At 41.0% G+C, this 22,685-nt stretch carries 19 protein-coding genes and 5 tRNA genes; 15 read left to right on the top strand and 9 right to left on the bottom strand.

Going from position 1 to position 22,685, the window contains the following annotated elements; translation table 11 throughout:
- Window positions 1–7: 7 nt before the first annotated feature.
- Window positions 8–751 carry a UDP-2,3-diacylglucosamine diphosphatase gene (locus PSR9079_RS06045; RefSeq protein ID WP_149980762.1) on the bottom strand — a complete coding sequence of 248 codons (744 nt, stop codon included), beginning with the start codon at window positions 749–751 and terminating at the stop codon, window positions 8–10.
- 89 nt (window positions 752–840) lie between these two features.
- Complete coding sequence (locus tag PSR9079_RS06040; RefSeq protein ID WP_149980761.1) at window positions 841–1,332, bottom strand: peptidylprolyl isomerase; 492 nt, start codon at window positions 1,330–1,332, stop codon at window positions 841–843.
- A 150-nt stretch (window positions 1,333–1,482) separates the two neighbouring features.
- Between PSR9079_RS06040 and cysS the strand changes: the two genes are divergently transcribed.
- Both cysS and PSR9079_RS06030 read left to right on the top strand, forming a co-directional pair.
- Window positions 1,483–2,862, top strand: a complete 1,380-nt coding sequence (gene cysS, locus PSR9079_RS06035; RefSeq protein WP_149980760.1) for a cysteine--tRNA ligase — start codon at window positions 1,483–1,485, stop codon at window positions 2,860–2,862.
- Between the two features lie 198 nt (window positions 2,863–3,060).
- Window positions 3,061–3,951 (top strand): DMT family transporter, encoded by an 891-nt coding sequence (locus PSR9079_RS06030; RefSeq protein ID WP_149980759.1) that lies wholly within the window; start codon window positions 3,061–3,063, stop codon window positions 3,949–3,951.
- Between the two features lie 66 nt (window positions 3,952–4,017).
- Here PSR9079_RS06030 and folD read toward each other — a convergent pair whose 3' ends face one another.
- Entirely contained in the window at window positions 4,018–4,872 is an 855-nt protein-coding gene (gene folD, locus PSR9079_RS06025) for a bifunctional methylenetetrahydrofolate dehydrogenase/methenyltetrahydrofolate cyclohydrolase FolD (protein ID WP_149980758.1), read from the bottom strand.
- A gap of 350 nt (window positions 4,873–5,222) precedes the next feature.
- Between folD and PSR9079_RS06020 the strand changes: the two genes are divergently transcribed.
- The 13 genes from PSR9079_RS06020 (at window position 5,223) to PSR9079_RS05960 (ending at window position 16,021) form a co-directional block, all read left to right on the top strand.
- Window positions 5,223–5,299 (top strand) — tRNA-Pro (locus PSR9079_RS06020).
- Window positions 5,300–5,430: 131 nt separating this feature from the next.
- A tRNA-Arg gene (locus PSR9079_RS06015) sits at window positions 5,431–5,507 on the top strand.
- A 23-nt stretch (window positions 5,508–5,530) separates the two neighbouring features.
- Window positions 5,531–5,606 (top strand) — tRNA-His (locus PSR9079_RS06010).
- 17 nt (window positions 5,607–5,623) lie between these two features.
- Window positions 5,624–5,700: transfer RNA gene (locus PSR9079_RS06005), tRNA-Pro, on the top strand.
- A 70-nt stretch (window positions 5,701–5,770) separates the two neighbouring features.
- Window positions 5,771–5,847 (top strand) — tRNA-Pro (locus PSR9079_RS06000).
- A gap of 397 nt (window positions 5,848–6,244) precedes the next feature.
- Entirely contained in the window at window positions 6,245–7,549 is a 1,305-nt protein-coding gene (gene tig / locus PSR9079_RS05995) for a trigger factor (RefSeq protein WP_149980757.1), read from the top strand.
- 164 nt (window positions 7,550–7,713) lie between these two features.
- On the top strand, window positions 7,714–8,331 hold the full coding sequence (gene clpP / locus PSR9079_RS05990) for an ATP-dependent Clp endopeptidase proteolytic subunit ClpP (RefSeq protein WP_145241466.1): 618 nt from the start codon (window positions 7,714–7,716) through the stop codon (window positions 8,329–8,331).
- 135 nt (window positions 8,332–8,466) lie between these two features.
- On the top strand, window positions 8,467–9,750 hold the full coding sequence (gene clpX, locus PSR9079_RS05985) for an ATP-dependent protease ATP-binding subunit ClpX (protein WP_149980756.1): 1,284 nt from the start codon (window positions 8,467–8,469) through the stop codon (window positions 9,748–9,750).
- A 150-nt stretch (window positions 9,751–9,900) separates the two neighbouring features.
- The gene (lon, locus tag PSR9079_RS05980) at window positions 9,901–12,261 is read left to right on the top strand and encodes an endopeptidase La (protein ID WP_145241462.1); all 2,361 of its coding nucleotides are present in this window, start codon (window positions 9,901–9,903) and stop codon (window positions 12,259–12,261) included.
- A gap of 185 nt (window positions 12,262–12,446) precedes the next feature.
- Window positions 12,447–12,749: an HU family DNA-binding protein gene (locus PSR9079_RS05975; RefSeq protein WP_301562686.1), complete on the top strand. Its 303-nt coding sequence runs from the start codon at window positions 12,447–12,449 to the stop codon at window positions 12,747–12,749.
- Between the two features lie 170 nt (window positions 12,750–12,919).
- The gene (gene ppiD, locus PSR9079_RS05970) at window positions 12,920–14,827 is read left to right on the top strand and encodes a peptidylprolyl isomerase (RefSeq protein WP_149980755.1); all 1,908 of its coding nucleotides are present in this window, start codon (window positions 12,920–12,922) and stop codon (window positions 14,825–14,827) included.
- Between the two features lie 364 nt (window positions 14,828–15,191).
- Window positions 15,192–15,686 (top strand): ImmA/IrrE family metallo-endopeptidase, encoded by a 495-nt coding sequence (locus PSR9079_RS05965; RefSeq protein WP_149980754.1) that lies wholly within the window; start codon window positions 15,192–15,194, stop codon window positions 15,684–15,686.
- Window positions 15,686–16,021 (top strand): hypothetical protein, encoded by a 336-nt coding sequence (locus PSR9079_RS05960; protein ID WP_149980753.1) that lies wholly within the window; start codon window positions 15,686–15,688, stop codon window positions 16,019–16,021. Before PSR9079_RS05965 ends, PSR9079_RS05960 begins: the two co-directional genes overlap by 1 nt.
- A gap of 215 nt (window positions 16,022–16,236) precedes the next feature.
- Here the strand turns inward: PSR9079_RS05960 and PSR9079_RS05955 are convergent, their stop codons facing one another.
- From PSR9079_RS05955 to pspF, 6 genes are read right to left on the bottom strand one after another with little or no spacing between them, the layout of a single operon-like run.
- Complete coding sequence (locus tag PSR9079_RS05955; RefSeq protein ID WP_149980752.1) at window positions 16,237–16,998, bottom strand: ATP-binding cassette domain-containing protein; 762 nt, start codon at window positions 16,996–16,998, stop codon at window positions 16,237–16,239.
- Entirely contained in the window at window positions 16,998–17,990 is a 993-nt protein-coding gene (locus PSR9079_RS05950; RefSeq protein ID WP_149980751.1) for a peptide ABC transporter ATP-binding protein, read from the bottom strand. Before PSR9079_RS05950 ends, PSR9079_RS05955 begins: the two co-directional genes overlap by 1 nt.
- On the bottom strand, window positions 17,991–18,884 hold the full coding sequence (locus PSR9079_RS05945; RefSeq protein WP_145241450.1) for an ABC transporter permease subunit: 894 nt from the start codon (window positions 18,882–18,884) through the stop codon (window positions 17,991–17,993). It abuts the gene before it with no gap.
- Entirely contained in the window at window positions 18,871–19,905 is a 1,035-nt protein-coding gene (locus PSR9079_RS05940; protein ID WP_149980750.1) for an ABC transporter permease, read from the bottom strand. Before PSR9079_RS05940 ends, PSR9079_RS05945 begins: the two co-directional genes overlap by 14 nt.
- A complete protein-coding gene (locus PSR9079_RS05935) occupies window positions 19,905–21,512 on the bottom strand; it encodes an ABC transporter substrate-binding protein (protein ID WP_145241446.1) in 1,608 nt (535 codons plus the stop codon). Before PSR9079_RS05935 ends, PSR9079_RS05940 begins: the two co-directional genes overlap by 1 nt.
- A gap of 18 nt (window positions 21,513–21,530) precedes the next feature.
- The gene (gene pspF / locus PSR9079_RS05930; protein ID WP_145241444.1) at window positions 21,531–22,589 is read right to left on the bottom strand and encodes a phage shock protein operon transcriptional activator; all 1,059 of its coding nucleotides are present in this window, start codon (window positions 22,587–22,589) and stop codon (window positions 21,531–21,533) included.
- Window positions 22,590–22,685: the final 96 nt, after the last annotated feature.

Raw genomic sequence — 22,685 nt, 5'->3', positions numbered from 1 at the left:
CAATATTTTATATTTGTGCGAATGGCTCACTTACAAGTTCTTGTGTCTGCGCGGTAACGACTAAATAAGAACCTTGAGTATACCAATCACCCAACACTGTGCGAGTGAGTGTTTGCTTATCTACTTCATAATGATGCACATTAGGGCGATGAGTATGGCCATGGATCATATGTTTTACTTGGTGTTTTGCAAATGTTGCTAGTACCGCCTGTTCAGTAACATCTAATATTTCAAGCGCTTTACCGGTTTGATTTTGCTTTGATTTTTCTCTGGCATTTTGCGCAACTTTACGACGATACCACAGTGGCATAGCAAGCATTAATCTTGGCCACCACCAACTGCGGCCTTTTTTACGAAACTTTTGATATTCAATATCTTGTGTGCACATTTCATCGCCATGTAAAATGACGGTGGGAGTGCCATATAAGTCAATTACTAGCTGTTCAGGTAATAAGGTCATTCCAGCTTGTTTGGCGTATTTATCGCGCATAATGAAATCACGATTGCCATGCACAAAATATACTGGGGTGCCGTTATCACTCACTACTTTTAAATGCTTTGCAACTTCAGTTGAGAGTGCAGTTATATAGTCATCACCTACCCATACTTCAAAAAAGTCACCGAGTATATATAGCGCGTCTACATCCTTATTAATAATATGCGTGTCTAAAAACTGATAAAAAGCTGCACTGATATCTGGGCGATTTTCACTTAAATGGAGGTCGGCAATAAAGTAGGTTTGGCGAGTCATAGGTAAGTCTTTTAAAAATAAATAAAGCGGGCATATACGTATAGCATAAATACCCGCTAAAACGCCACGTTACGTGGGTAAGCGTACTATTAGTTTACAGTTACGCTTGTGATGATAACGTCATCAAGAGGTACGTCTTGATGAAAGCCTGTGCTACCTGTAGCAACGGCTTTAATTTTTTCTACTACGTCCATGCCTTCAACAACTTCAGCAAATACACAGTAACCCCAGCCTTGAGATGTTTCGCTGCTGAAGTTTAAGAAGTCATTGTTATTCACGTTAATGAAAAACTGTGCTGTTGCTGAATGTGGATCAGGAGTACGTGCCATAGCAAGTGTACCAATCTTATTAGAAAGGCCATTGTTTGCTTCATTTTGAATAGGATCATGCACTTCTTTTTGTGTCATACCTGGTTCAAAACCACCGCCTTGTACCATGAAACCATCAATCACACGGTGAAAAATAGTGCCGTCGTAAAAGCCTGCGTTAGCATACTGTAAAAAGTTTTTAACTGTGTTTGGCGCATCTTCTTTGTGCATGTTAATGGTGATATCACCAAAATTTGTGTGTAGAACAACCATGTGGTTTCCTATTAGCTGATTTATTTGCCGCTATTTTATCTTAGTTAGCTAAGATTAACAAAGTGCTTATTCAATTGATAAAGCGCTAGAGCAGGGGCTTTTCAAGTGTTAACATAGCGATTCAAGTAAATAGTCAAGGACTTAAAATAAATGGTAAATATATACAACACACTCACGCGTCAAAAAGAGCAATTTAAACCTATGGTCGACGGCAAGATCGACATGTATGTGTGTGGTATCACCATTTATGATTATTGTCACATTGGTCATGCCCGCACATTTGTTAGCTTTGACGTGATCGTACGTTATCTTCGTCACATTGGTTATGATTTAAAGTATGTGCGCAATATCACCGATGTTGATGACAAAATCATTAAGCGTGCGAATGAAAATGGCGAAGCGATTAACGACTTAACTGTGCGTATGACAAAAGCAATGCATGAAGATTTTGATAGTCTAAACATGTTGCGTCCAGACATTGAACCTACAGTCACAGGTCATATGGACGAAATTATCGAAATGGTTGAACGACTAGTTGCTAAAGGCCACGCCTATGTTGCAGCCGACGGCGATGTTTTATTTGACGTCTCAACGTTTGAACAATACGGTGCATTGTCACAGCAAGATTTAACTATGCTACAAGCCGGCTCGCGTGTTGAAGTAGCACAAGATAAAGATGATCCACTTGATTTTGTGTTATGGAAAAAAGCCAAAGCGGGTGAACCATCATGGACATCACCGTGGGGCGAAGGTCGTCCAGGTTGGCATATTGAATGTTCGGCAATGAGCTCAAAGCATTTAGGTGAGCATTTTGATATTCATGGCGGTGGTTCAGATTTACAGTTTCCACACCATGAAAATGAGATTGCGCAATCATGCTGTGCAAATAACGGCAAGTACGTCAATACCTGGATCCATACGGGGATGGTACAAGTAAATAAAGAGAAGATGTCAAAATCATTAGACAACTTCTTTACTGTTCGTGATGTACTTAAAGAATATGATGCTGAATCGGTTCGTTATTTTTTAATTTCTGGTCATTACCGCAGCCAGTTAAATTACTCGCAAGAGAACTTAGATCAAGCACGTTCGTCGCTTGAGCGTATTTATACGGCACTTCGTGGTGTTGAGCCTATCAGTTGTGATTTAGCAACAAATGAACATGTGGCTAAATTTAGAAAAGCAATGGATGACGACTTTAATACACCAGAAGCATTACCGGTGTTATTTGAATTAGCCAAAGAGCTAAACCGTGTAAAAGACGTTGATGCTGAGCAAGCGGGTAAGTTAGCATTTGTACTGCGCAGTCTTGGGGAAGTGTTAGGGGTTGCTCAACAAGCACCAGAGGCATTTTTACAAGGTGGCCAAGCAGATGACGAAGTTGCCCAAATAGAAGCGTTAATAGTTAAGCGTAATGAAGCGCGCGCTAGTAAAGATTGGGCTGCGGCTGATGAAGCGCGTGATGCTTTAAATGCACTTGGGGTGATACTGGAAGACTCTGCAGGTAAAACTACATGGCGTAAAGCGTAATTAATTACCTTACTAGTGCCAGTCAAATAGGCATTGCTGAATAAGACGTATTTTAGTAAGTATTATTTTAGTAAGTATTGTATTAGTAAGTATTACAAAGGGTTGCCAATTTGGCAGCCTTTTTATTTTTTCTAGCTTGACCTCAACTTAACCTTAGGTTTTACCTTTGCGTTTCTTAGTTATTTTGAAAGGAATGAAATGAATATTTTTCTTGCCATGATCCCAGCTTTTTTATGGGGCACCACCTATGCGGTCACTAAATATGCCACCCCAGATTGGCCGCCAATATTACTTGGCGCGTTGCGAGCATTACCTGCGGGTTTACTGTTATTTGTGCTTAAACCATCATGGCCTCAAGCAAAACAGTGGCGCGGTTTAGTATTATTAGCTGTGGTTAATATTGCCCTGTTTTTTAGTTTTATTTTTATTATGGCGGTTAATTTACCAGCGGCAATTGCCGGTGTTGGTATGGTCTCTGTGCCTGTGGTTGCGTTGATTTATGCGTGGGTTTTTAAAAAGCAGCGTCCAGCGTTTTTGCAATCGGTGTGCGCACTTGTATTAGTGATTTTGGCTTGGCGATTATTTGATCCCCAGCATGTCACGATTAATGCCTTAGGAGTATTCGCTTTAATTGGTGCGTTGTTAACAATTGTTGTTGGTAGTACTTTAGTGCAAAAAATGTCTACCCACACTCATTGGTGGACGGTATTAACATGGCAGCTGATCATTGGCGGATCATTGTTAGCATTAGTAGCAATGACTCAAGCTATTTACTTTGATCCACAACAATATCAAGTACTTGCTAATGGTGTCAGTTCAATACAGTGGCTTGCATTATTTTGGTTAATTGTGCCAAATACAGCGCTTGCGTATATCTTGTATGTTTGGTTACTTGGCCGCATGACGGTGGTTGAGTTTACTTTCGGTACGATTGCTAATCCGATCGCAGGTATTATTTGCGCCGTGGTATTACTAAGTGAGCACTATCAAGTTTGGCAATATACGATTATGGTTTTAATGATTTTCTTCTCTGTGCTGCCGCAATTGTTAAAACTAACACGGCGCCAGCGCTCAGCTAAAATAGTCTAACAAATAACAATAAAGGGTTGCTAAACAGCAACCCTTGTTAATTCTTGATGCGACGTTAGAGGCTAATTAGCTATGGTATTTTTCACAGGCTTCAAGGGTATTTTCAATCAAGCTTGCTACTGTCATTGGGCCTACGCCGCCAGGTACTGGCGTGATGAAATGTGCTTTTTGTTCAGCGATCTCATACTGTACGTCACCGACTAATTTGCCGCTATCTAAACGATTAATGCCTACATCGATCACAATTGCACCTTCTTTAACCCAATCCCCAGGAATAAACTCAGGTTTACCAACTGCCACAACTAACAGATCAGCACGGCGTACATGAGTTTCTAAATCTTGCGTAAATTTATGACATACAGTGGTTGTACAACCTGCAAGTAATAGTTCCAATGCCATAGGACGACCAACAATATTTGAAGCGCCAACAACAACTGCATGCATGCCTTTGTATTTTACACCGGTCGAATCAAGCAGTGTAATAATACCTTTTGGCGTACATGGGCGAAGAGCAGGCATACGCTGTGCTAAACGGCCAATGTTATAAGGATGAAAGCCGTCAACATCTTTGAGTGGAGTGATATGCTCAAGGATTCTTTCAACATCAAGACCAGCAGGAAGAGGAAGTTGTACTAAAATACCATCAACTTGTGCATCGTTATTGAGCTCATCAATTAAATCTAATAATGCTTGCTCGTTTGTATCTGCTGGTAAATCAAATGATTTAGAAATAAAGCCAACTTCTTCACAGGCTTTACGTTTTGAACCTACATAAACTTGGCTTGCAGGATCTTGCCCTACAAGTACAACTGCAAGTCCAGGTGCGCGCAAACCGTTTGCAACACGTTCACTTACTCTTTGTGCTACTGCACTGCGTACTTGTTTAGCTATTGCCTTACCATCGATGATGTTTGCCGTCATGGGTGACCTTTAATTGGGGTTAGTTAACTTAATACCGATACTTTAAAAAAACGAATGCATATAGAAATAGGGGTAATATAATGCTAATAAAGAACACGTTCTTTATTACTCGTTTTTAATATGCTTACTATTTTCGCAGAAAAGCGCTAATGCGCCAAGTTGCTTTTCTGATATAGCCGCTAATTATATAAAAGAGTTGAAATTTTAGCTGATCGTCACAATATTTGACCATTATGAACTAAAAATGACCGATTGATTTATTTTCTTAAAAAAAGGTTTGACCTGACACGGTCAAATCACTATTATGCACCCCGTTGTCAACGAGGTCACTCGCTAACAATAGTAAGCATCGGCGATTAGCGCAGTTTGGTAGCGCACTTGGTTTGGGTCCAAGGGGTCGCAGGTTCAAATCCTGCATCGCCGACCACTTTCTCAATTATAAAGAATGGTAATGATTGGTTTGGGTATATCCTATGCAGTCACAGGTTAAATGCTGAAAAGCAGATAACTATTCTATTATAATAGATTGGCTTATTGGTAAACTATGAAGTTTTCGATGCGCCCATAGCTCAGCTGGATAGAGCAACGCCCTTCTAAGGCGTCGGTCGAAGGTTCGAATCCTTCTGGGTGCACCATTTGAAAACATGTAAATATAGCGGTGGTTGTAGCTCAGTTGGTAGAGCCCCGGATTGTGATTCCGGTTGTCGTGGGTTCGAGCCCCATCAGTCACCCCATTTACAAAAAAGAATATCGGCGATTAGCGCAGTTTGGTAGCGCACTTGGTTTGGGTCCAAGGGGTCGCAGGTTCAAATCCTGCATCGCCGACCACTTTCTCAAAAAGTGGTCTCAAATACACAGTTTGAGTGTTCAATGAAAACGAGGTTTAATACTTCAATATCGGCGATTAGCGCAGTTTGGTAGCGCACTTGGTTTGGGTCCAAGGGGTCGCAGGTTCAAATCCTGCATCGCCGACCACTTTCTTAATTAATAAAAAACAATTCAAAATTCATATTTCATAGCTTAATTCTAAAGCTAAAATATTGCTAACTTGCTAACTTGCTAACTTGCTAACTTGCTAACTTGCTAACTTGCTAACTTGCCACTCAAACGCCTACTTTTTACCCGCTATGCTTGCTTAATCCGCTATCTGACCAAATAATTGCCCCCTAGACTCGACTATCATAAATATTAGGTTATAATGCCGCGTCTATTGTTTAACATAGTGCCCGAAGGGCAGAGCAGCATTGGTATCTTATAGTGAAGATGGGGTTGATAAGTCGCTTTAATGACTTTAAACGTGCCAAAACGCATAGTGATTACCGTGTTTGTAAGGAAGGCGAACAGTCGCCAAAATTGAAGATTGAGGTATATCATGCAAGTTTCTGTTGAGACGACTCAAGGCCTTGAGCGCCGTCTGACCATCACCGTTCCTGCAGAGAACGTTGAGACCGAAGTAAAAAAACGCTTACAACAACTGTCTAAAACCCAGCGTATTGATGGTTTCCGTCCTGGTAAAGTACCAACGTCTGTAATCAACAAACGTTACGGTGGCGCAGTTCGTCAGGAAGTTGCTGGCGAAGTAATGCAACGTAATTTTTATGAAGCTATCGTAGCTGAAAAAATTAACCCTGCTGGCGCACCAACATTTGCTCCTAAAGCACTTGAAGCAGGTAAAGATTTAGAATTTTCTGCAACATTTGAAGTTTACCCTGAAGTTGAAGTTCAAGGTTTAGATAAAATCACTGTAGAAAAACCAGCTGTAACTGTAACTGACGAAGATTTAGCAAACATGCTAGAAACACTTCGTAAGCAACATGCATCATGGGCTGAAGTTGATGTAGCTGCTGGCGAAAAAGACCGTGTAACGGTTGATTTCGTAGGTACTATCGACGGTGAAGTATTCGAAGGCGGAAAAGCTGAAGACTTCCCATTAGAACTTGGTCAAGGTCGTATGATCCCAGGTTTTGAAGATAACATCGTAGGTAAAAAAGCAGGCGAAGAAGTTGTTTCTGACGTAACTTTCCCTGAAGATTACCATGCTGAAAATCTTAAAGGCAAAGCAGCTCAATTCACTATCACAGTGAAGAAAGTTGAAGCGCAAGAGCTACCTGAACTTAGCGAAGAATTCGCAACTAAGTTTGGTGTAACTGAAGGCGGTGTTGACGCTCTTAAAGAAGAAGTTAAAAAGAACATGACACGTGAACTTGACCAAGCGGTTAAAGCTAACGTGAAAGACCAAGCAATTAAAGGTCTTTTAGCTAACAACGAAATCGACGTGCCTAAAGCCCTAGTAGATCAAGAAATTGATGCACTACGTCAACAAGCTGCACAACGTTTTGGTGGCGACGCTAAAAACATGCCTGAGCTTCCAGCAGAGTTGTTCCATGAACAAGCAGTAACACGCGTTAAGACTGGCCTATTATTAGGTGAAGTAATTAAAGCGAACGAGATCAAAGTTGATGATTCAAAAGTTGAAGCATTAATTGCAACAGTGGCTTCTGCATACGAAGATCCAACTGAAGTTGTAGAATACTACAAAGCAAATGATCAACTTATGCAACAAATGCGTAATGTAGCAATGGAAGAGCAAGCTGTTGAAGCTATTTTAGCTAAAGCAAATGTGACTGACGTTGAAAAAGCATTTGATGACATCATGAATCCACAGCAAGGTGCTTAATAAGTCATTGACTTAAGCCCTCGCTAACGATTAAATGGCTCGTGTTACTCTGTATTATGCAGTGTGCCCGAGCCATTTTAGTTTGTGGCCTTCAATTTCGCCAAAAAATAACTATGCTTCCTTATAATAAGGATAAGTATAAGCGCATAAGGAATTAGATAAATATGAACACTGGTATTACAGATCCACTCAATGCATTAGTACCTATGGTTGTTGAACAAACAGCGAAAGGCGAGCGCTCGTATGATATTTATTCGAGACTATTAAAAGAGCGAATCATTTTTTTAACAGGTCAAGTTGAAGACAACATGGCTAATCTGATCTTAGCGCAAATGCTATTTTTAGAATCAGAAAACCCAGAAAAAGATATCTTTTTATATATTAATTCGCCAGGCGGTTCAGTGACTGCGGGTATGGCGATTTATGACACTATGAATTTCATTAAACCAGATGTAAGTACTATTTGTGTTGGCCAAGCGGCGAGCATGGGAGCATTTTTATTGACTGCTGGTGCAAAAGGCAAACGTTATTGTTTACCTAATTCACGCGTGATGATCCACCAACCATTAGGCGGTTTCCAAGGTCAAGCATCTGATTTTGAAATACACGCCAAAGAAATTTTGTCTATTAAAGATAAATTAAACCGTTTAATGGCAGAGCATACCGGCCAACCATTAGATGTGATTTCAAAAGATACAGACCGTGATAACTTCATGAGCGCCAGCCAAGCTGTTGATTATGGTTTAGTTGATGCGGTATTTACTAGTCGCGACAGCAAGTAACAAATACAAGCTGGTAACTAACAGTACTAGCTTGAGCTGTTTACACTGTGAAAACCAATATTTTTTGGTATAGTTAAGCGTATTAAAATAGCTGCTAAGTAGTTTGGCAGCCAACGAATAAGATGAGGTAGCTGAATGTCTGACACTCCTACAGACGGCGACAAAAGTAATAAATTGTTATACTGCTCTTTTTGTGGCAAAAGCCAGCATGAAGTTCGTAAGTTAATTGCTGGCCCTTCAGTATACATTTGTGATGAATGTGTTGAGCTATGCAACGACATTATCAGGGAAGAGATCAAAGACATTGCGCCAAAGCACAATACCTCTGATAAACTGCCTGCACCAAAAGAAATTCGTAATCATTTAGATGATTATGTTATTGGTCAAGATCACGCCAAAAAAGTACTGTCAGTAGCGGTTTACAATCACTACAAACGTTTGCGTAATCAAACCGGTAAAACGGATATTGAGTTAGGCAAAAGTAATATCTTACTTATTGGCCCAACCGGCAGTGGTAAAACATTATTAGCTGAAACGTTAGCGCGTTTATTAGATGTGCCGTTTACAATGGCCGATGCAACCACACTAACTGAAGCTGGTTATGTGGGCGAAGATGTTGAAAACATCATTCAAAAGTTGCTACAAAAATGTGATTACGATGTAGAAAAAGCGCAACGTGGTATTGTTTACATTGATGAGATTGACAAAATTTCACGTAAATCTGATAACCCGTCGATCACTCGTGATGTATCTGGTGAGGGCGTGCAACAAGCACTGCTTAAACTAATTGAAGGTACTGTGGCATCTGTGCCACCACAAGGCGGGCGTAAACACCCACAGCAAGAGTTTTTACAGGTAGACACCTCTAAAATCTTATTCATCTGTGGTGGCGCATTCTCTGGTCTTGATAAAGTGATTGAGCAGCGTAGTCATAAAAATACCGGTATTGGTTTTGGGGTAAACGTAAAAGAATCTGCGGCGAGTCGTTCTTTAAGTGATACATTTAAAGATGTTGAGCCAGAAGATTTAGTGAAATATGGTTTGATCCCTGAGTTCATTGGTCGTCTACCAGTAGTGGCAACCTTAACTGAACTCGATGAGTCGGCTTTAGTGCAAATATTAAATGAGCCTAAAAATGCCTTAACGAAACAGTACGGCGCATTATTTGGTATGGAAGACGTTGAACTTGAATTCCGTGATGACGCACTGCGTGCTATCGCTCATAAAGCGATGGAGCGTAAAACAGGTGCTCGTGGTCTTCGTTCAATCGTTGAAGCGGTGTTACTCGATACTATGTACGAACTTCCTTCAATGGAAAACGTCAGCAAAGTAGTGATTGACGAAACCGTGATCAAAGGTGAATCAGATCCTATTTTGATTTATCAAAGCGCTAGCCAAGATAAAGCAGCGTCTGAGTAAAATTTACTCATTTTGATAATAAAAAGGAGCCTAGTGCTCCTTTTTTTATAATTTATTTAATCCAGTTACGTTAAATTGTTGAACTTTACTTAGGTTATCCCCATATACTTGAGTAATCTTTAAAATAAATGAAGAGCGAAGAGAAAAATAATGACGCTTGAGAGAACAGATCGAGTCGAAATCCCGGTGCTAGCACTGCGCGATGTCGTGGTATATCCGCACATGGTGATCCCGCTTTTTGTAGGCCGTGAAAAATCAATAAAATGCCTTGAAGCGGCAATGGATAAAGACAAACAAATTTTCCTTGTTGCGCAAAAAGACGCGACCGTGGATGAGCCTGAGCAAGATGATATTTACCGTGTTGGTACCATAGCCACGGTATTACAATTGCTTAAACTTCCTGATGGCACAGTCAAAGTACTGGTTGAAGGCACACAGCGAGCAAAACTAGAAAGCTTTATTGATAATGAAGACTTTTTTGTTGCTAATGCGCAGTTTATTGGTTCAGAAGAAATCGATGAGCAAGAGCAAGATGTATTTATTCGCAGTGCCATCAGTCAGTTTGAAGGCTATGTAAAGCTAAATAAAAAAATACCACCAGAGGTGTTAACCTCGGTCAGTGGCATTGATGAAGCGCCGCGCCTTGCCGATACTATGGCAGCGCACATGCCGCTGAAAGTGCCTGAAAAGCAAAAAGTACTCGAAATCACCAATGTTACAGAACGTCTTGAATATTTAATGGCGTTGATGGAAGGTGAAATTGATTTACTGCAAGTTGAGAAAAAAATTCGTACCCGCGTTAAAAAGCAGATGGAAAAGTCGCAACGTGAGTATTATCTCAATGAGCAAATGAAAGCCATTCAAAAAGAATTAGGCGAGCTTGACGACGTACCAGATGAATTCGAAGCACTGAAAAAGCGCATTGAAGAATCAGGTATGAGCAATGATGCGCAAGAAAAAGCGAACTCTGAACTTGCTAAGCTTAAAATGATGTCGCCGATGTCGGCAGAAGCCACGGTTGTACGTTCATACATAGACACATTAATTAATGTGCCATGGAAAAAACGTTCGAAAGTGAAAAAAGACTTAGCGGGCGCACAAAAGATTTTAGACAGCGACCATCACGGTCTTGATAAAGTCAAAGAACGCATCATTGAATATCTCGCCGTGCAACAGCGTACCAATAAACTCAAAGGGCCAATTTTGTGCCTAGTGGGTCCTCCGGGTGTTGGTAAAACGTCATTAGGTCAATCGATTGCTCGCTCTACAGGGCGTAAGTATATTCGTATGGCACTAGGTGGTGTTCGTGATGAAGCAGAAATTCGTGGTCACCGTCGTACTTACATAGGTTCAATGCCAGGTAAGTTGATTCAAAACATGAGTAAAGTGGGCGTTAAAAACCCATTATTCTTGTTAGATGAAATCGATAAAATGTCATCTGATATGCGTGGCGATCCTGCATCGGCACTGCTAGAAGTACTTGATCCTGAGCAAAATAGCCATTTTGCGGATCATTACTTAGAAGTCGATTATGACTTATCTGACGTAATGTTTGTTGCTACATCAAACAGCTTTAACATTCCTGGTCCGTTATTGGATCGGATGGAAGTGATCCGGTTATCGGGTTATACCGAAGATGAAAAGCTGAATATTGCCAAAGAGCATTTAATTGTTAAACAAGTTAAGCGCAATGGCTTAAAAGATGGCGAATTAATCATCGAAGACAGTGCAATCATCGGCATTATTCGTTATTACACCCGTGAAGCGGGCGTACGTAACTTAGAACGCGAAATATCTAAGTTATGCCGTAAAGCGGTGAAGAATATCTTGCTTGAAAAAGGCACTAAAACAGTCACTATTAATGCTGACAACCTTGAAGATTTCTTAGGTGTGCAGCGCTATGATTATGGTAAAGCTGAAGACGGCGATCGCATTGGCCAAGTTACAGGTTTAGCGTGGACTGAAGTGGGCGGTGATTTGCTGACCATCGAATGTGCCGCAGTACCAGGCAAAGGTAAACTAAGCTACACCGGGTCACTAGGCGATGTAATGCAAGAGTCGATTCAAGCAGCTATGACAGTTGTACGTAATCGCGCTGATGCATTTCGTATTAACAGTGATTTTTACGAAAAACGTGATATTCATGTGCACGTACCTGAGGGGGCAACTCCAAAAGATGGACCAAGTGCTGGCGCCGCGATGGTAACAGGTTTGGTATCAAGTCTTACAGGTAACCCGGTACGTGCTGATGTGGCGATGACGGGTGAAATCACCTTACGTGGTGAAGTATTACCAATTGGTGGCTTAAAAGAGAAACTATTAGCCGCTCATCGTGGTGGAATTAAAACGGTCATTATTCCAAAAATTAACGAACGTGACTTAAAAGAGATCCCTGACAATGTATTGGCAGGACTTGATATTCACCCAGTTACGTGGATTGATGAGGTTTTAAAACTGGCTTTAGTACACCCAGTTGAGAGTTTTTCAGTCGAAACATCAAAAAACCAGTAAAAAAGCGAAAAAAAGTGCTTTAAAGGGCTTTTCAAATCTAGATGGTATGATAAGTTAAGCACTGGTTTTCAAGCCGAGGCCTTATGTGGCCTAGGCTGAAGAAAAATTACAATCGTATGAGCATGAAAAAGTTTGCTCTAAAATTTTCAAAATAGTGATGTTAGTTTAAAAAACAATCGCTCTTGATAATAACAATGAAAGAGGATGATATTGTGAATAAATCTCAATTAATCGATCAAATCGCAGCTGATGCTGACATTTCTAAAGCGGCTGCGGGTCGTGCACTTGATTCATTCATCGAGGCTGTTTCTGGCGCTCTTAAAGATGGCGATTCAGTAGCATTGGTTGGTTTCGGTACTTTCTCAGTACGTGAACGTGCTGCACGTTCAGGCCGTAACCCACAAACTGGCGAAACAATTCAAATCGCTGCAGCGACTATCCCAGCTTTTAAAGCAGGTAAAGCGCTTAAAGATGCATGTAACAGCTAATCACTGCTCTTTAGTGAGTTGGTTTGGTAGTGTAAGAAGTTAATCGCTTTTACAGCTTAATTAACGTTCTTTCTCGCCAACTGCTTCAAGTAAAAAAGCGTATCTGGTAAGATACGCTTTTTTTACATAAGCAAGGCGATTTCTGCCTCGAATAGAATAGAGATAAATAAATGCTTGAGAAAATCAGAGAAGGTTCACAAGGACCGGTAGCTAAAATTATTTTAGGCGCGGTGATTTTATCTTTTGCCTTAGCAGGGATCGGTGGTTACTTAGGTCAAACCACAGAGCAGCCCGTAGCTGAAGTAAATGGAGTTAAAATTAGCCAAACCGAGTTTAGCCGTGCGTTCCAAAACGAACGTGCACGTTTAGAGCAACAATTTGGCGAATACTTTGCACAAATTGCTGCTGATCCAACTTATATGGCACAAATTCGTCAAGGCGTCGTTGACCGTCTAGTACAACAAGAATTGCAAACTCAACTAGCGGCCGAACTTGGCTTACGTGTTAGTGACGACAGTGTTCGTAAAGCGATTTTAGAATTGCCATACTTCCAAATTGGTGGGCAATTTAACAACGATCGTTACTTACAAGTTATCCGTCAAATGAACTTTCAACCTGACGCATTTCGTGAATATTTACGTGAAGAAATGACTCGTAGCCAGCTAATTTCAGCGGTTGCAGGCACCGATTTCGCTCTAAATAGCGAACTGACTAATGCCGTTGCGCTACAACAGCAAACGCGCAATATTGACTATGTCGTGATCAGCAAAGAGTCTTTACAGCAAAACGTGACAGTAACAGAGCAAGAAATTGCCGATTACTATGATCTAAATATGTCGCAGTTTTTAGCGCCAGAGCAAGTATCAGTAAACTACATTGATTTAAATGCAGCTAACTTAACACTTGAAACTCATGTTAGCGAAGCAGACGTTAAAGCATATTATGATCAAAACAAAGCACAATACGTCGAACCTGAAAAACGCCGTGTATCGCATATCTTAATTGATAACAGTGAAGATGATGATGCAGCAAAAGCCAAAGCAGAAGACTTGTTAGCACAATTACAACAAGGCGGTGATTTTGCGGCATTAGCAGAATCATCATCTGATGATACCGTTAGTGCTGAAATGGGTGGTGACTTAGATTGGATCGAACGTGACATGATGGATCCTGCTTTTGAAGATGCGGCATTCGCATTAGCAAATAAAGGGGATTTTTCAGACGTTGTACAATCTGAGTTTGGTTACCATATTATTCAGTTAACTGATATTCAGAGCCAACAAGTAAAAGCGTATGACACTGTTAAAGCTGATTTACGTGCTGAGCTTGAGCGTACTGAAAAAGTAAATGCATTCTATGAAAAGCAAACAGAAATGGGCGCTATTGCATTTGAAATTTCAGATACCTTAGTTGATGCTGCAGAAGTTGCCGGTGTTGAAGTACAAACAACAGCATTAGTTGACCGTAATTCTCTACCTGCGCCGCTTAATACACCAGCGGTATTAGCTGCAATATTCTCACCAGATGTGCTTGAAGATAAAATGAACTCTGAAGTTATCGAAGTGGGCGATGAGCATGTTGTGTTAGTGCGTGTTAAAGAGCATGTACCAGCTGCAACAAAAGCACTTGCTGATGTATCAGAGCAAATTAAAGCACGTTTAGTTAGTGAAAAAGCATCAGAGCTTGCGAAAGAAAAAGCAACAACGCTGTATGCTGAGATTGAAGCTGGCAAGAGCTTAAATGACCTAGTAACTGAGCAAAGCTTAGAACTTCGTCAAGAAGCGGCACTAACCCGTCAAGCTTACACTGTTTCGCCTGCAATCGTTCAACATGCCTTTAAAATGGCACATCCAACTGATGACACACCAGTAGTTGAAAAAGTTGACCTAAACAACGGTGACGCGGCAATCGTAGCACTTAAAACAGTAACTAACGCTACTGTTGAAGGCGAAATTGACGCACAGCTTAAGCAAAATATTACTATGGCCCAAGTTAACAAAAACTACATGGTATTCATTGAAGCTTTAAAAGCAAATGCAGAATTAAACTTACCTAAAGCGCAAGCCGCCACAGAGTAATGCTTAATTAAGCAAACCTAAAAAAGCGCCTAATGGCGCTTTTTTTGTGGGTGCAGTTAAAGGGGTCATGCGCTAGGTTAAAGTTAAAAGGTACTAGGTTAAAGGTGCTAGGTTTGAGTTTAGTTTACAAAATTGGGTAGCGTGCAACGAAAGCCTTTGAACCTGTGAAGTTTTAAATAGCAGTTGTGACAATTATTATTGATATTAGAATGGCAGAAAAACACACTAAGAATTATGTGATAGTGTTAAAATGCATGTTGGCAAAAAACTGAATATTAACTACTGTATATATTATCAGTGCAATTGACGTTTTTTTGCTTTTATCTGTATAAACACAACAGAAATTTCTAGTTGAGGAAATTATATGAACTTGAATCCACAAACTGAAGCTAACAAAGTACTTGAAACACTTTGGCTTAATCAGGACTTTCCTGTTGATCCTGTCTCGATAGCTAAAAAAATGGGATTACAAGTTTTGGATACAGAACTCCCACCTAGTGTTTCCGGCGCCTTGATTAAAGAGGCTGGTGCTGATCCGATCATCGCTTTACATCATGCTGATCACAGTAACCGAAAACGATTTACCTGCGCACATGAATTAGGTCATTACGTTTCCAGGATTGAGTCTAACGATGAAAGCCTTGAATATGAGTATGTTGACTTAAGAGGCCCAAATGCTTCAAACGGAACTGATGCTGATGAAATATTTGCAAATCAGTTCGCAGCTAACTTATTAATGCCTGAAGCAATTTTAAAAAAATTATTGCGTTCAGGTAAAAATCATTTTAATTTAGCAATGTATTTCGGGGTTTCTCATGAGGCGCTTAAGCATAGATTAAAAGCATTGAGGCTTTTATAATGACGGTACAAGAAAAGGGAAATTTAGCATCGTTAATAAAAGCGAGCCTGCAAGATAAAAGTAAAACTACCCCGACAGATCCTTTAGTTTCAGAGAAAGTTGAAGATTCAAAAGCAGATAGAGAATTAAAAAAATCCTATGCAAATTGGTTTATTAAAATACTTATAGGCCAACTTATCGTGATGAATATTGTATTTTTTTGCGTAGGATTTGGTTGGCTGGCTTTTGATGAATGGTCGTTAAATTTATATATGGGTGGTACATTAGCGGAAGTGTTCGGCGTAATTTTAGTAATCACCAAGAACCTGTTTCCAACCAAGCCAACAAATAGATGATTTTTCAGACTGTTTGGAGTTGATTAAGGTTCTATTTTTCCAGAACCTACTATTTCTGAGTTAAACGTAAGCACTATCCCAAATACGATGTTCTCATTTCGCATAAAGCGGTTGATAAATCCGCTTTACTATTGGCTTTCGTTTTTTAACCACAAACAGCGATAGATATATATCCCTTAACTGCTCTGGCTTTTCCTAGAACCTAGAACCTTTTTTTAGCAACTCAACAACTTCTGAGTGACTTTTGATTTTGGCTTTTGGAATACATCCTCGGTTCTACCGTATTCAACAATTTCACCGTGATCGAGTACTACAAGTTGATCGCTGATGTGGCGTACTAAACTTAAGTGGTGAGTGATCAAGATATAACTGAGACCCGTGTCCTGTTGAAGCTTGAGTAGCAGGTTGACGGTTTGTGCGCGTACAGAAGGGTCCAGAGACGATAATGCTTCATCAAGTACCACAACCTTAGGGTCGAGTATTAATGCACGTGCTAGAGCGACACGTTGCAGCTGACCGCCACTAAACATATGTGGGTAGTAATACTGATGGTCGTTTAATAAACCTACTTTAGACAGTGTTGCGGTGATTTTTTCAGCGCGAGTTACTTTATCCAAAGAAGTATTATATTGCAGGCAATCGTCGAGCATATCGCCGATCGTTAAACCTGGGTTTAGCGAGGCTTCGGAGTCTTGAAAAATCATTCTAATATGGCGGCATTGCTGATCGCGAACGCCTTTGTTTTCGATGATGTTGCCATCGAGTAGGATTTGCCCAGCATCTGCGCTGTCTGCTCCAGCGAGTAATTTTGCTAGGGTACTTTTACCAGAGCCAGTTTCGCCAATAATAGCCAGTGTTTCACCTTGCTCTAAACAAAACGAGATGTTTTTTAATACCTCAAAACGCTTACGTGAAAATAACCCAGCACGCAGGTTAAAGCTTTTTGACAAGGCTTGCACTTTTAACAGAGGTTGCATTATTTCATCACCTTAATGAGAGGGAAATGACACGCATAACTATGACCATGTTGTTTAGTTAAAGGCGGTGTTACTACACAAGCTTTTTGTGCCTGCGGACAGCGAGGACCAAGGCGACATCCTATAGGCAAATGCTGCAAGGTTGGGATTGTACCTTTTAGTGCATAAAAAGGTTCTTTATGGGCAAGCCCTTGCTCATAATCCGGTAAGCTTTTTAATAATGCTTGCGTATAAGGGTGGCGAGGCTGGGCAAAAATACGCTGGGTTGGGCCTGCTTCAACCATTTGTCCGCAGTAAAGTACATGCATACAATGAGACCAATTAATGATTTCTTCAAGTTCATGAGAGATCATTAAAATTGACATGTTTTTAAGTTGATTTAAACTTTTTAATAACCGAAATACTTGGGCTCGTGTGGTACTTTCAAGTGCTGTAGTTGGCTCATCGGCAATCAGTAACTTAGGTGTACGAGCAATGGCCATAGCAATCATGACCTTTTGACAAACGCCTTCTGAGAGCTCGTGAGGGTAGCTCGATAGTACTTTTTCGTGATCTTTAATGCCCACTTTGTGGATCAGCGCTTTTACGCGGTCTTTACGTTCGCGGTTACGCTTTAAGAAAAACCCGGAGTTTGCTATTTCAGGGAGCGTTTCGGCTATTTGCTCAAATATTTTTGCGGTTGGATCAAGACAGCGACTGGGATCTTGATAAATCATTGCGATGTCACTACCAACAATTTTACGTCGTTGTTCGTTTGATAGACGCATTAAATCTACGCCGCGCCAATGCATTCGGTCGGCGGTAATGTGCCAGCGTTTATTTAATACACCCACAATGGCTTTAGCAATTAAGCTTTTACCTGAGCCAGATTCGCCCACTAATGCATGTACTTCACCTTCTTTGAGGCTCAAGTTCACTCTATCTACGGCGCGAATAACAGTATCAGAGGTGCGCAGCTCTATGGTCAGATTTCGTATATCAAGTAATTGCATTTAATCAGCCTTACGTGCTTTGAGCACTTGGCGTAGCCCGTCGCCCACTAAGTTGGTCGACAGCACGGCTAAAAAGAGTAACACCCCAGGTAAGCCAACGGTCCAAGGTGCTAAATAAATTAAACCCAGGTTTTCAGCTAAAATTGCACCCCACTCTGTGGTTGGTGGTTGTGCCCCTAGTTTTAAAAAGCCTAAAGCGGAAATATCTAAAATAGCGGTCGATAATGCCATCGTAAAAATAACCACAATATGCTCATAAATATTTGGAAAAATCCCGCGCGAGAGAATATGCCAATTCGATGCGCCATCAAGCTTAAATGCAGTAATGTAATCTTTATTAAGCTCAGTGACGATGAGGTTACGCACCGAGTGAATAAATTGCGGTAATAGCGCTAAAATAATTGCCCACACGGTATTCATCAGGCCTGGGCCTAATATCGCAATAATAATAATCGCTAACAATAAAGACGGTATTGATAAGGTTATATCGAGTAGATGATTTAAAAAGCTTGAGCGAATACCTCGGCTAATGCCGGCAAATGTGCCTACTAACACACCTATGATGGTGGTGATCAGCGCAGCAATGACTGATAAGCCAAAGGTATAAGTTGCGCCATTCATAAGCCGTGAGAGTACATCGCGACCTAAGTCGTCAGTACCGAGTATAAAACGTACATCGCCCATTTCATGCCACGATGGAGGAATAAGTAACGCATCACTGTGTTGCTGGTTTACTCCATATGGTGCAATCAGTGGCGCAGCCGCAGCTAAAATAGCAAAGGCGATAAAAATCCATAACCCCACTAAGGCAGGATGATTGGATTTAAATTTGCGCCAAAATCGCGCTAATGGCGATTTGTTTGACTCTTCTGAAAATAAATTAAACTTTGCCATGCGCTTGATTCCGTGACAGCGGGTCGAACAAGGTATAGGTTAATTCTGCAATAATAGTCGCCAGAATTACAAACATCGATACCGCTAATAAGCCACCTTGAATGGCAGGGTAGTCTCGTTGATAAATACTATCAATTAACCAACGGCCAACACCGGGCCATGAAAAAATCACCTCAGTGATCATCGCCAGAGTGATCAAGGTACTAAACTGTAAACCAATTTGCTTTATAACCGGTAACAAGGCATTACGTAAGGCATGATGCATAATTAATTGGGCACGGTTTAAGCCTTTGGCTCGGGCAGTTTTAATAAAACTTTGCTCAAGCACATGTAACATTGACTCTCGTGTAAAGCGCACTAATACAGTTGTAGGGTACATTGCCAGAACAATGGTCGGCAGGGTTAAATGATGCAGAGCATCAAGCATTGCCAGACCAGAATAAGGAAAGTCTGCTAATACAATATCAATCAAAATAAAGCCAGTTTGGGAGGGGATCTCGTACAGTAAGCCCATTCGCCCTGACATAGGGAACCAACCTAGTTGTAATGAGAACACCATGATCAGCAGCAAAGCTAACCAAAATACCGGCATTGAGTAGCCCACTAATGTCGTGGAGTTAACTAGTTTATCTGGCCAGCGCCGATGGTAGGCCGCCGCGAAGATACCTGCCGGAACGCCAACCACCACAGAAATAATTAACGCATAAATACTCAGCTCTAACGTGGCTGGGAATAGCTCGATAATATGAGTAAATACGCTGTCGCCCGAAGCGAACGACACGCCCCAGTCGCCTTGCACAATACGCGCAATAAAAGCAAAATATTGCATTAAATAATTATCGTTAAAGTGATATTTTTCTTGTAGTTCACTGGTTTGTGAAAAACTGGTATTACTGATACCACTTAAATTACTAAGCGGATCGCCGGGAAATAAATAACTCAGTGAAAATGTAAATACACTCAAGGTAAACATCATAAATAACAGTAAGCCTAAACGGCGTAAAATATAATTTAACACCATTATTTTTTCCTCGCGTTGGCTAAGGAAATTGCGCCAAATGGGCCAAGTGGAATACCTTCTACATCGGCACTACTTGCTTGAAAACGCATACCGTGGGCAAGTGGTAATAAAGGTAGTTCACGCACTATCATCGCTTGTGCTTGTTGATAATAGGCTTTTCGTTTGGCTAAATCGGTGGTATCAAGCGCTTGTGTCAAGAGTAAGTCAAACTCAGGATCACACCAATTCGCAGGGTTTTTACCACTAAATGCCGCGGTGCAACTGAGTAGCGGGCTAAAAAAGTTATCTGGATCCGGTGTATCTGCAGCCCAACCTAATAACACGCTGTCATGGCGGTGTTCACCTATGCGTTGAATAAAGGTGTTCCACTCATACTCAACGATACTGACGTTTACACCAATTTTTCGTAAATCGCTTTGCATTAGCTCGGCCATTTTACGTGCGTTAGGATTATAAATTCGGCTCACTGGCATAGCCCAAATGGTCATATCAAAGCCATTTGGAAGGCCAGCCTCAATCAGCAGTTTTTTAGCTAGATCAGGGTTAAATCCGGGTAGTTTAGCTTGTGGTTGATATGCCCATGATGTTGGCGGTAATAACGATTGCGCACGAATACCGTTGCCGTAATAAACTGCTTGCATGATTTTTTCAACGTCAATGGCATGGGCCAGTGCTTGACGTACTCTTAAATCGTCAAATGGTGGGCGCTCGGTATTAAACGCCCAATAACCTACATTAAGATTGGTTTCTTTTTGTACGTTAATGTCGTCGCGTTGGGCTAAAATACTTAACTGTGCGCTACTTGGGTGTGCGGTTACATCGCACTCTTTAGTGAGCATTTTTGCAATTCGGGTGGTGCCATTTGGGGTGATGTCGTAAACCAACTGCTCCAGCACTACATGGTGTTTCCAATAGTCAGGATTACGATAATAGCGGACTAAGTGATCGCGCCGATACTCTTTATAAACATAGGGGCCAGTACCAACAGGGTATTGATCAAAAAGATTAACTTGGTCGCGCTGTTTTAATTGCATGGCATATTCGCGAGACAAAACCACTGCAAAATCAGTTGCCATATTGGCTAAAAAACTGCTTTCGGCATTAAATAATTCAAAGCGCACTTGGTAGTCGGACACGCGAACAATTTGCCGAATTAGCTGGTCGATGCCGACACTTTGAAAATAAGGGTAATTGGCATCCCCAACAAAGTGATAAGGATTATACACATCGAATAAACGGCTAAAGGTAAAGATTACATCATCAGCGTTAAACTCTCTGCTTGGGGTAAAGTATGCAGTAGTATGAAACTTCACTCCTTTGCGCAAGGTAAAGGTAACTGACTTGCCGTCTTTACTTATTTTCCAGTCAGTGGCCAGTTCACTTTTAAATTCAGCGGTCACGGGATCGATACTGATCAAACGGTCATACAATTGATTTGCAATAATATCGATCGTCGAACCTGTGGTCGTCACTTGGGGATTGAACGACACAGGGTTAGCCTCAGCGCAATAAACTAAGCCCTGATTCTTTTCTTCTAGCGTTTTTTCTTTGGTATCTAAGCAACCCGTTAGGCATACCGTTAAGATACCAAGTAATAATTTATACACTCGTTTAGCCTCTGACTATTATTGTTGATCTAACAAGTTGTATTTTTTCAAATAGCCTCGTAGTTGATGATACGTTAAACCAAGTACTTCTGCAGTTTTCTTTTGATTAAATTGACTATATTCAAGCGCTTTTTTTATTAAATCAATTTCAAATTCATTTGAGAGGTCTTTTAAGCTACATGGAAACTGAAATTGCGGGGTACTTGTTGCAACTATCGGTTCATTGGCTACAACTGCAACAGGAGCTGCTTCTACGGCTTTAGTGGGGAGTTTTTTAATTCGTTGCTTAGGTCTAAAGCGGCTTTCAAATGGGTCTAAAATAATCTGGTGAACGGGAATATGTTCACTGCCATGGCGATATAAGCTTCGTTCCACGACATTTTTAAGTTCACGTATATTACCTGGCCAATCATGCCCTTGCAGTATTTCCACTGCACTGCGGGTGAAACCACTGAATAGTTGCCAGTCCAAATCACGGGCCATATTCATCGCAAATTGCTCAGCGAGTAACATGATGTCTTCCTGACGTTCGCGCAGTGGCGGTAAAGTGATTACATCAAATGCGAGCCTGTCGAGTAAATCGCTTCTAAATTCACCTTGCTCGGCTAAATAAGGAAGATCTTCATTGGTTGCGCAGACTAAGCGAGTATCGACCTTGACGGTTTGTTTGCCACCGACTCGCTCAAATTCACCGTATTCAATTACCCGTAATAGTTTTTCTTGCACCATGGCAGAGGTATTTGCTAGTTCGTCTAAAAATAGCGTACCGGCATTGGCACGTTCAAAGCGTCCTTCGTGGCGTTTACTTGCGCCGGTAAAGGCACCACTTTCATGGCCAAACAATTCGCTTTCAAGCAAGTTTTCGTTAAGTGCCGCGCAGTTGAGCTTAATGTAGCTTTGCTCCCAGCGCTTTGATAAAAAGTGTAAACGGGCGGCAATCAGTTCTTTACCTGTGCCACGTTCACCAATAATCAGTACTGGTTTATCTAAACTTGCCAGCTGTGAAACTTGATCAAGTACCGCTAAAAAGCTGTCTGATTGGCCGAGTAAATTATCTTGTTGGCGAAATTGGCTCATATTCCCTAACTCTTAGTCATTTTTACTAACAGTTAGTGTATTTCATAATTAGGGAGAACTAAAGGAATTTGTATTTTTAGTTTAACATTATGAAAA

This window comes from Pseudoalteromonas rhizosphaerae (assembly GCF_902498845.1).
Classification (GTDB): Bacteria; Pseudomonadota; Gammaproteobacteria; order Enterobacterales; family Alteromonadaceae; genus Pseudoalteromonas; species Pseudoalteromonas rhizosphaerae.
Note: the sequence above shows the minus strand (reverse complement) of the source record. Positions and strands in the feature narration are given on the sequence as shown.

Excerpts from the sequence above, each read along its gene's own strand:
- PSR9079_RS06045 (WP_149980762.1), bottom strand. The coding sequence starts at position 751 with ATGACTCGCCAAACCTACTTTATTGCCGACCTCCATTTAAGTGAAAAT.
- PSR9079_RS06040 (WP_149980761.1), bottom strand. The coding sequence starts at position 1,332 with ATGGTTGTTCTACACACAAATTTTGGTGATATCACCATTAACATGCAC.
- cysS (WP_149980760.1), top strand. The coding sequence starts at position 1,483 with ATGGTAAATATATACAACACACTCACGCGTCAAAAAGAGCAATTTAAA.
- PSR9079_RS06030 (WP_149980759.1), top strand. The coding sequence starts at position 3,061 with ATGAATATTTTTCTTGCCATGATCCCAGCTTTTTTATGGGGCACCACC.
- folD (WP_149980758.1), bottom strand. The coding sequence starts at position 4,872 with ATGACGGCAAACATCATCGATGGTAAGGCAATAGCTAAACAAGTACGC.
- tig (WP_149980757.1), top strand. The coding sequence starts at position 6,245 with ATGCAAGTTTCTGTTGAGACGACTCAAGGCCTTGAGCGCCGTCTGACC.
- clpP (WP_145241466.1), top strand. The coding sequence starts at position 7,714 with ATGAACACTGGTATTACAGATCCACTCAATGCATTAGTACCTATGGTT.
- clpX (WP_149980756.1), top strand. The coding sequence starts at position 8,467 with ATGTCTGACACTCCTACAGACGGCGACAAAAGTAATAAATTGTTATAC.
- lon (WP_145241462.1), top strand. The coding sequence starts at position 9,901 with ATGACGCTTGAGAGAACAGATCGAGTCGAAATCCCGGTGCTAGCACTG.
- ppiD (WP_149980755.1), top strand. The coding sequence starts at position 12,920 with ATGCTTGAGAAAATCAGAGAAGGTTCACAAGGACCGGTAGCTAAAATT.
- PSR9079_RS05965 (WP_149980754.1), top strand. The coding sequence starts at position 15,192 with ATGAACTTGAATCCACAAACTGAAGCTAACAAAGTACTTGAAACACTT.
- PSR9079_RS05960 (WP_149980753.1), top strand. The coding sequence starts at position 15,686 with ATGACGGTACAAGAAAAGGGAAATTTAGCATCGTTAATAAAAGCGAGC.
- PSR9079_RS05955 (WP_149980752.1), bottom strand. The coding sequence starts at position 16,998 with ATGCAACCTCTGTTAAAAGTGCAAGCCTTGTCAAAAAGCTTTAACCTG.
- PSR9079_RS05950 (WP_149980751.1), bottom strand. The coding sequence starts at position 17,990 with ATGCAATTACTTGATATACGAAATCTGACCATAGAGCTGCGCACCTCT.
- PSR9079_RS05945 (WP_145241450.1), bottom strand. The coding sequence starts at position 18,884 with ATGGCAAAGTTTAATTTATTTTCAGAAGAGTCAAACAAATCGCCATTA.
- PSR9079_RS05940 (WP_149980750.1), bottom strand. The coding sequence starts at position 19,905 with ATGGTGTTAAATTATATTTTACGCCGTTTAGGCTTACTGTTATTTATG.
- pspF (WP_145241444.1), bottom strand. The coding sequence starts at position 22,589 with ATGAGCCAATTTCGCCAACAAGATAATTTACTCGGCCAATCAGACAGC.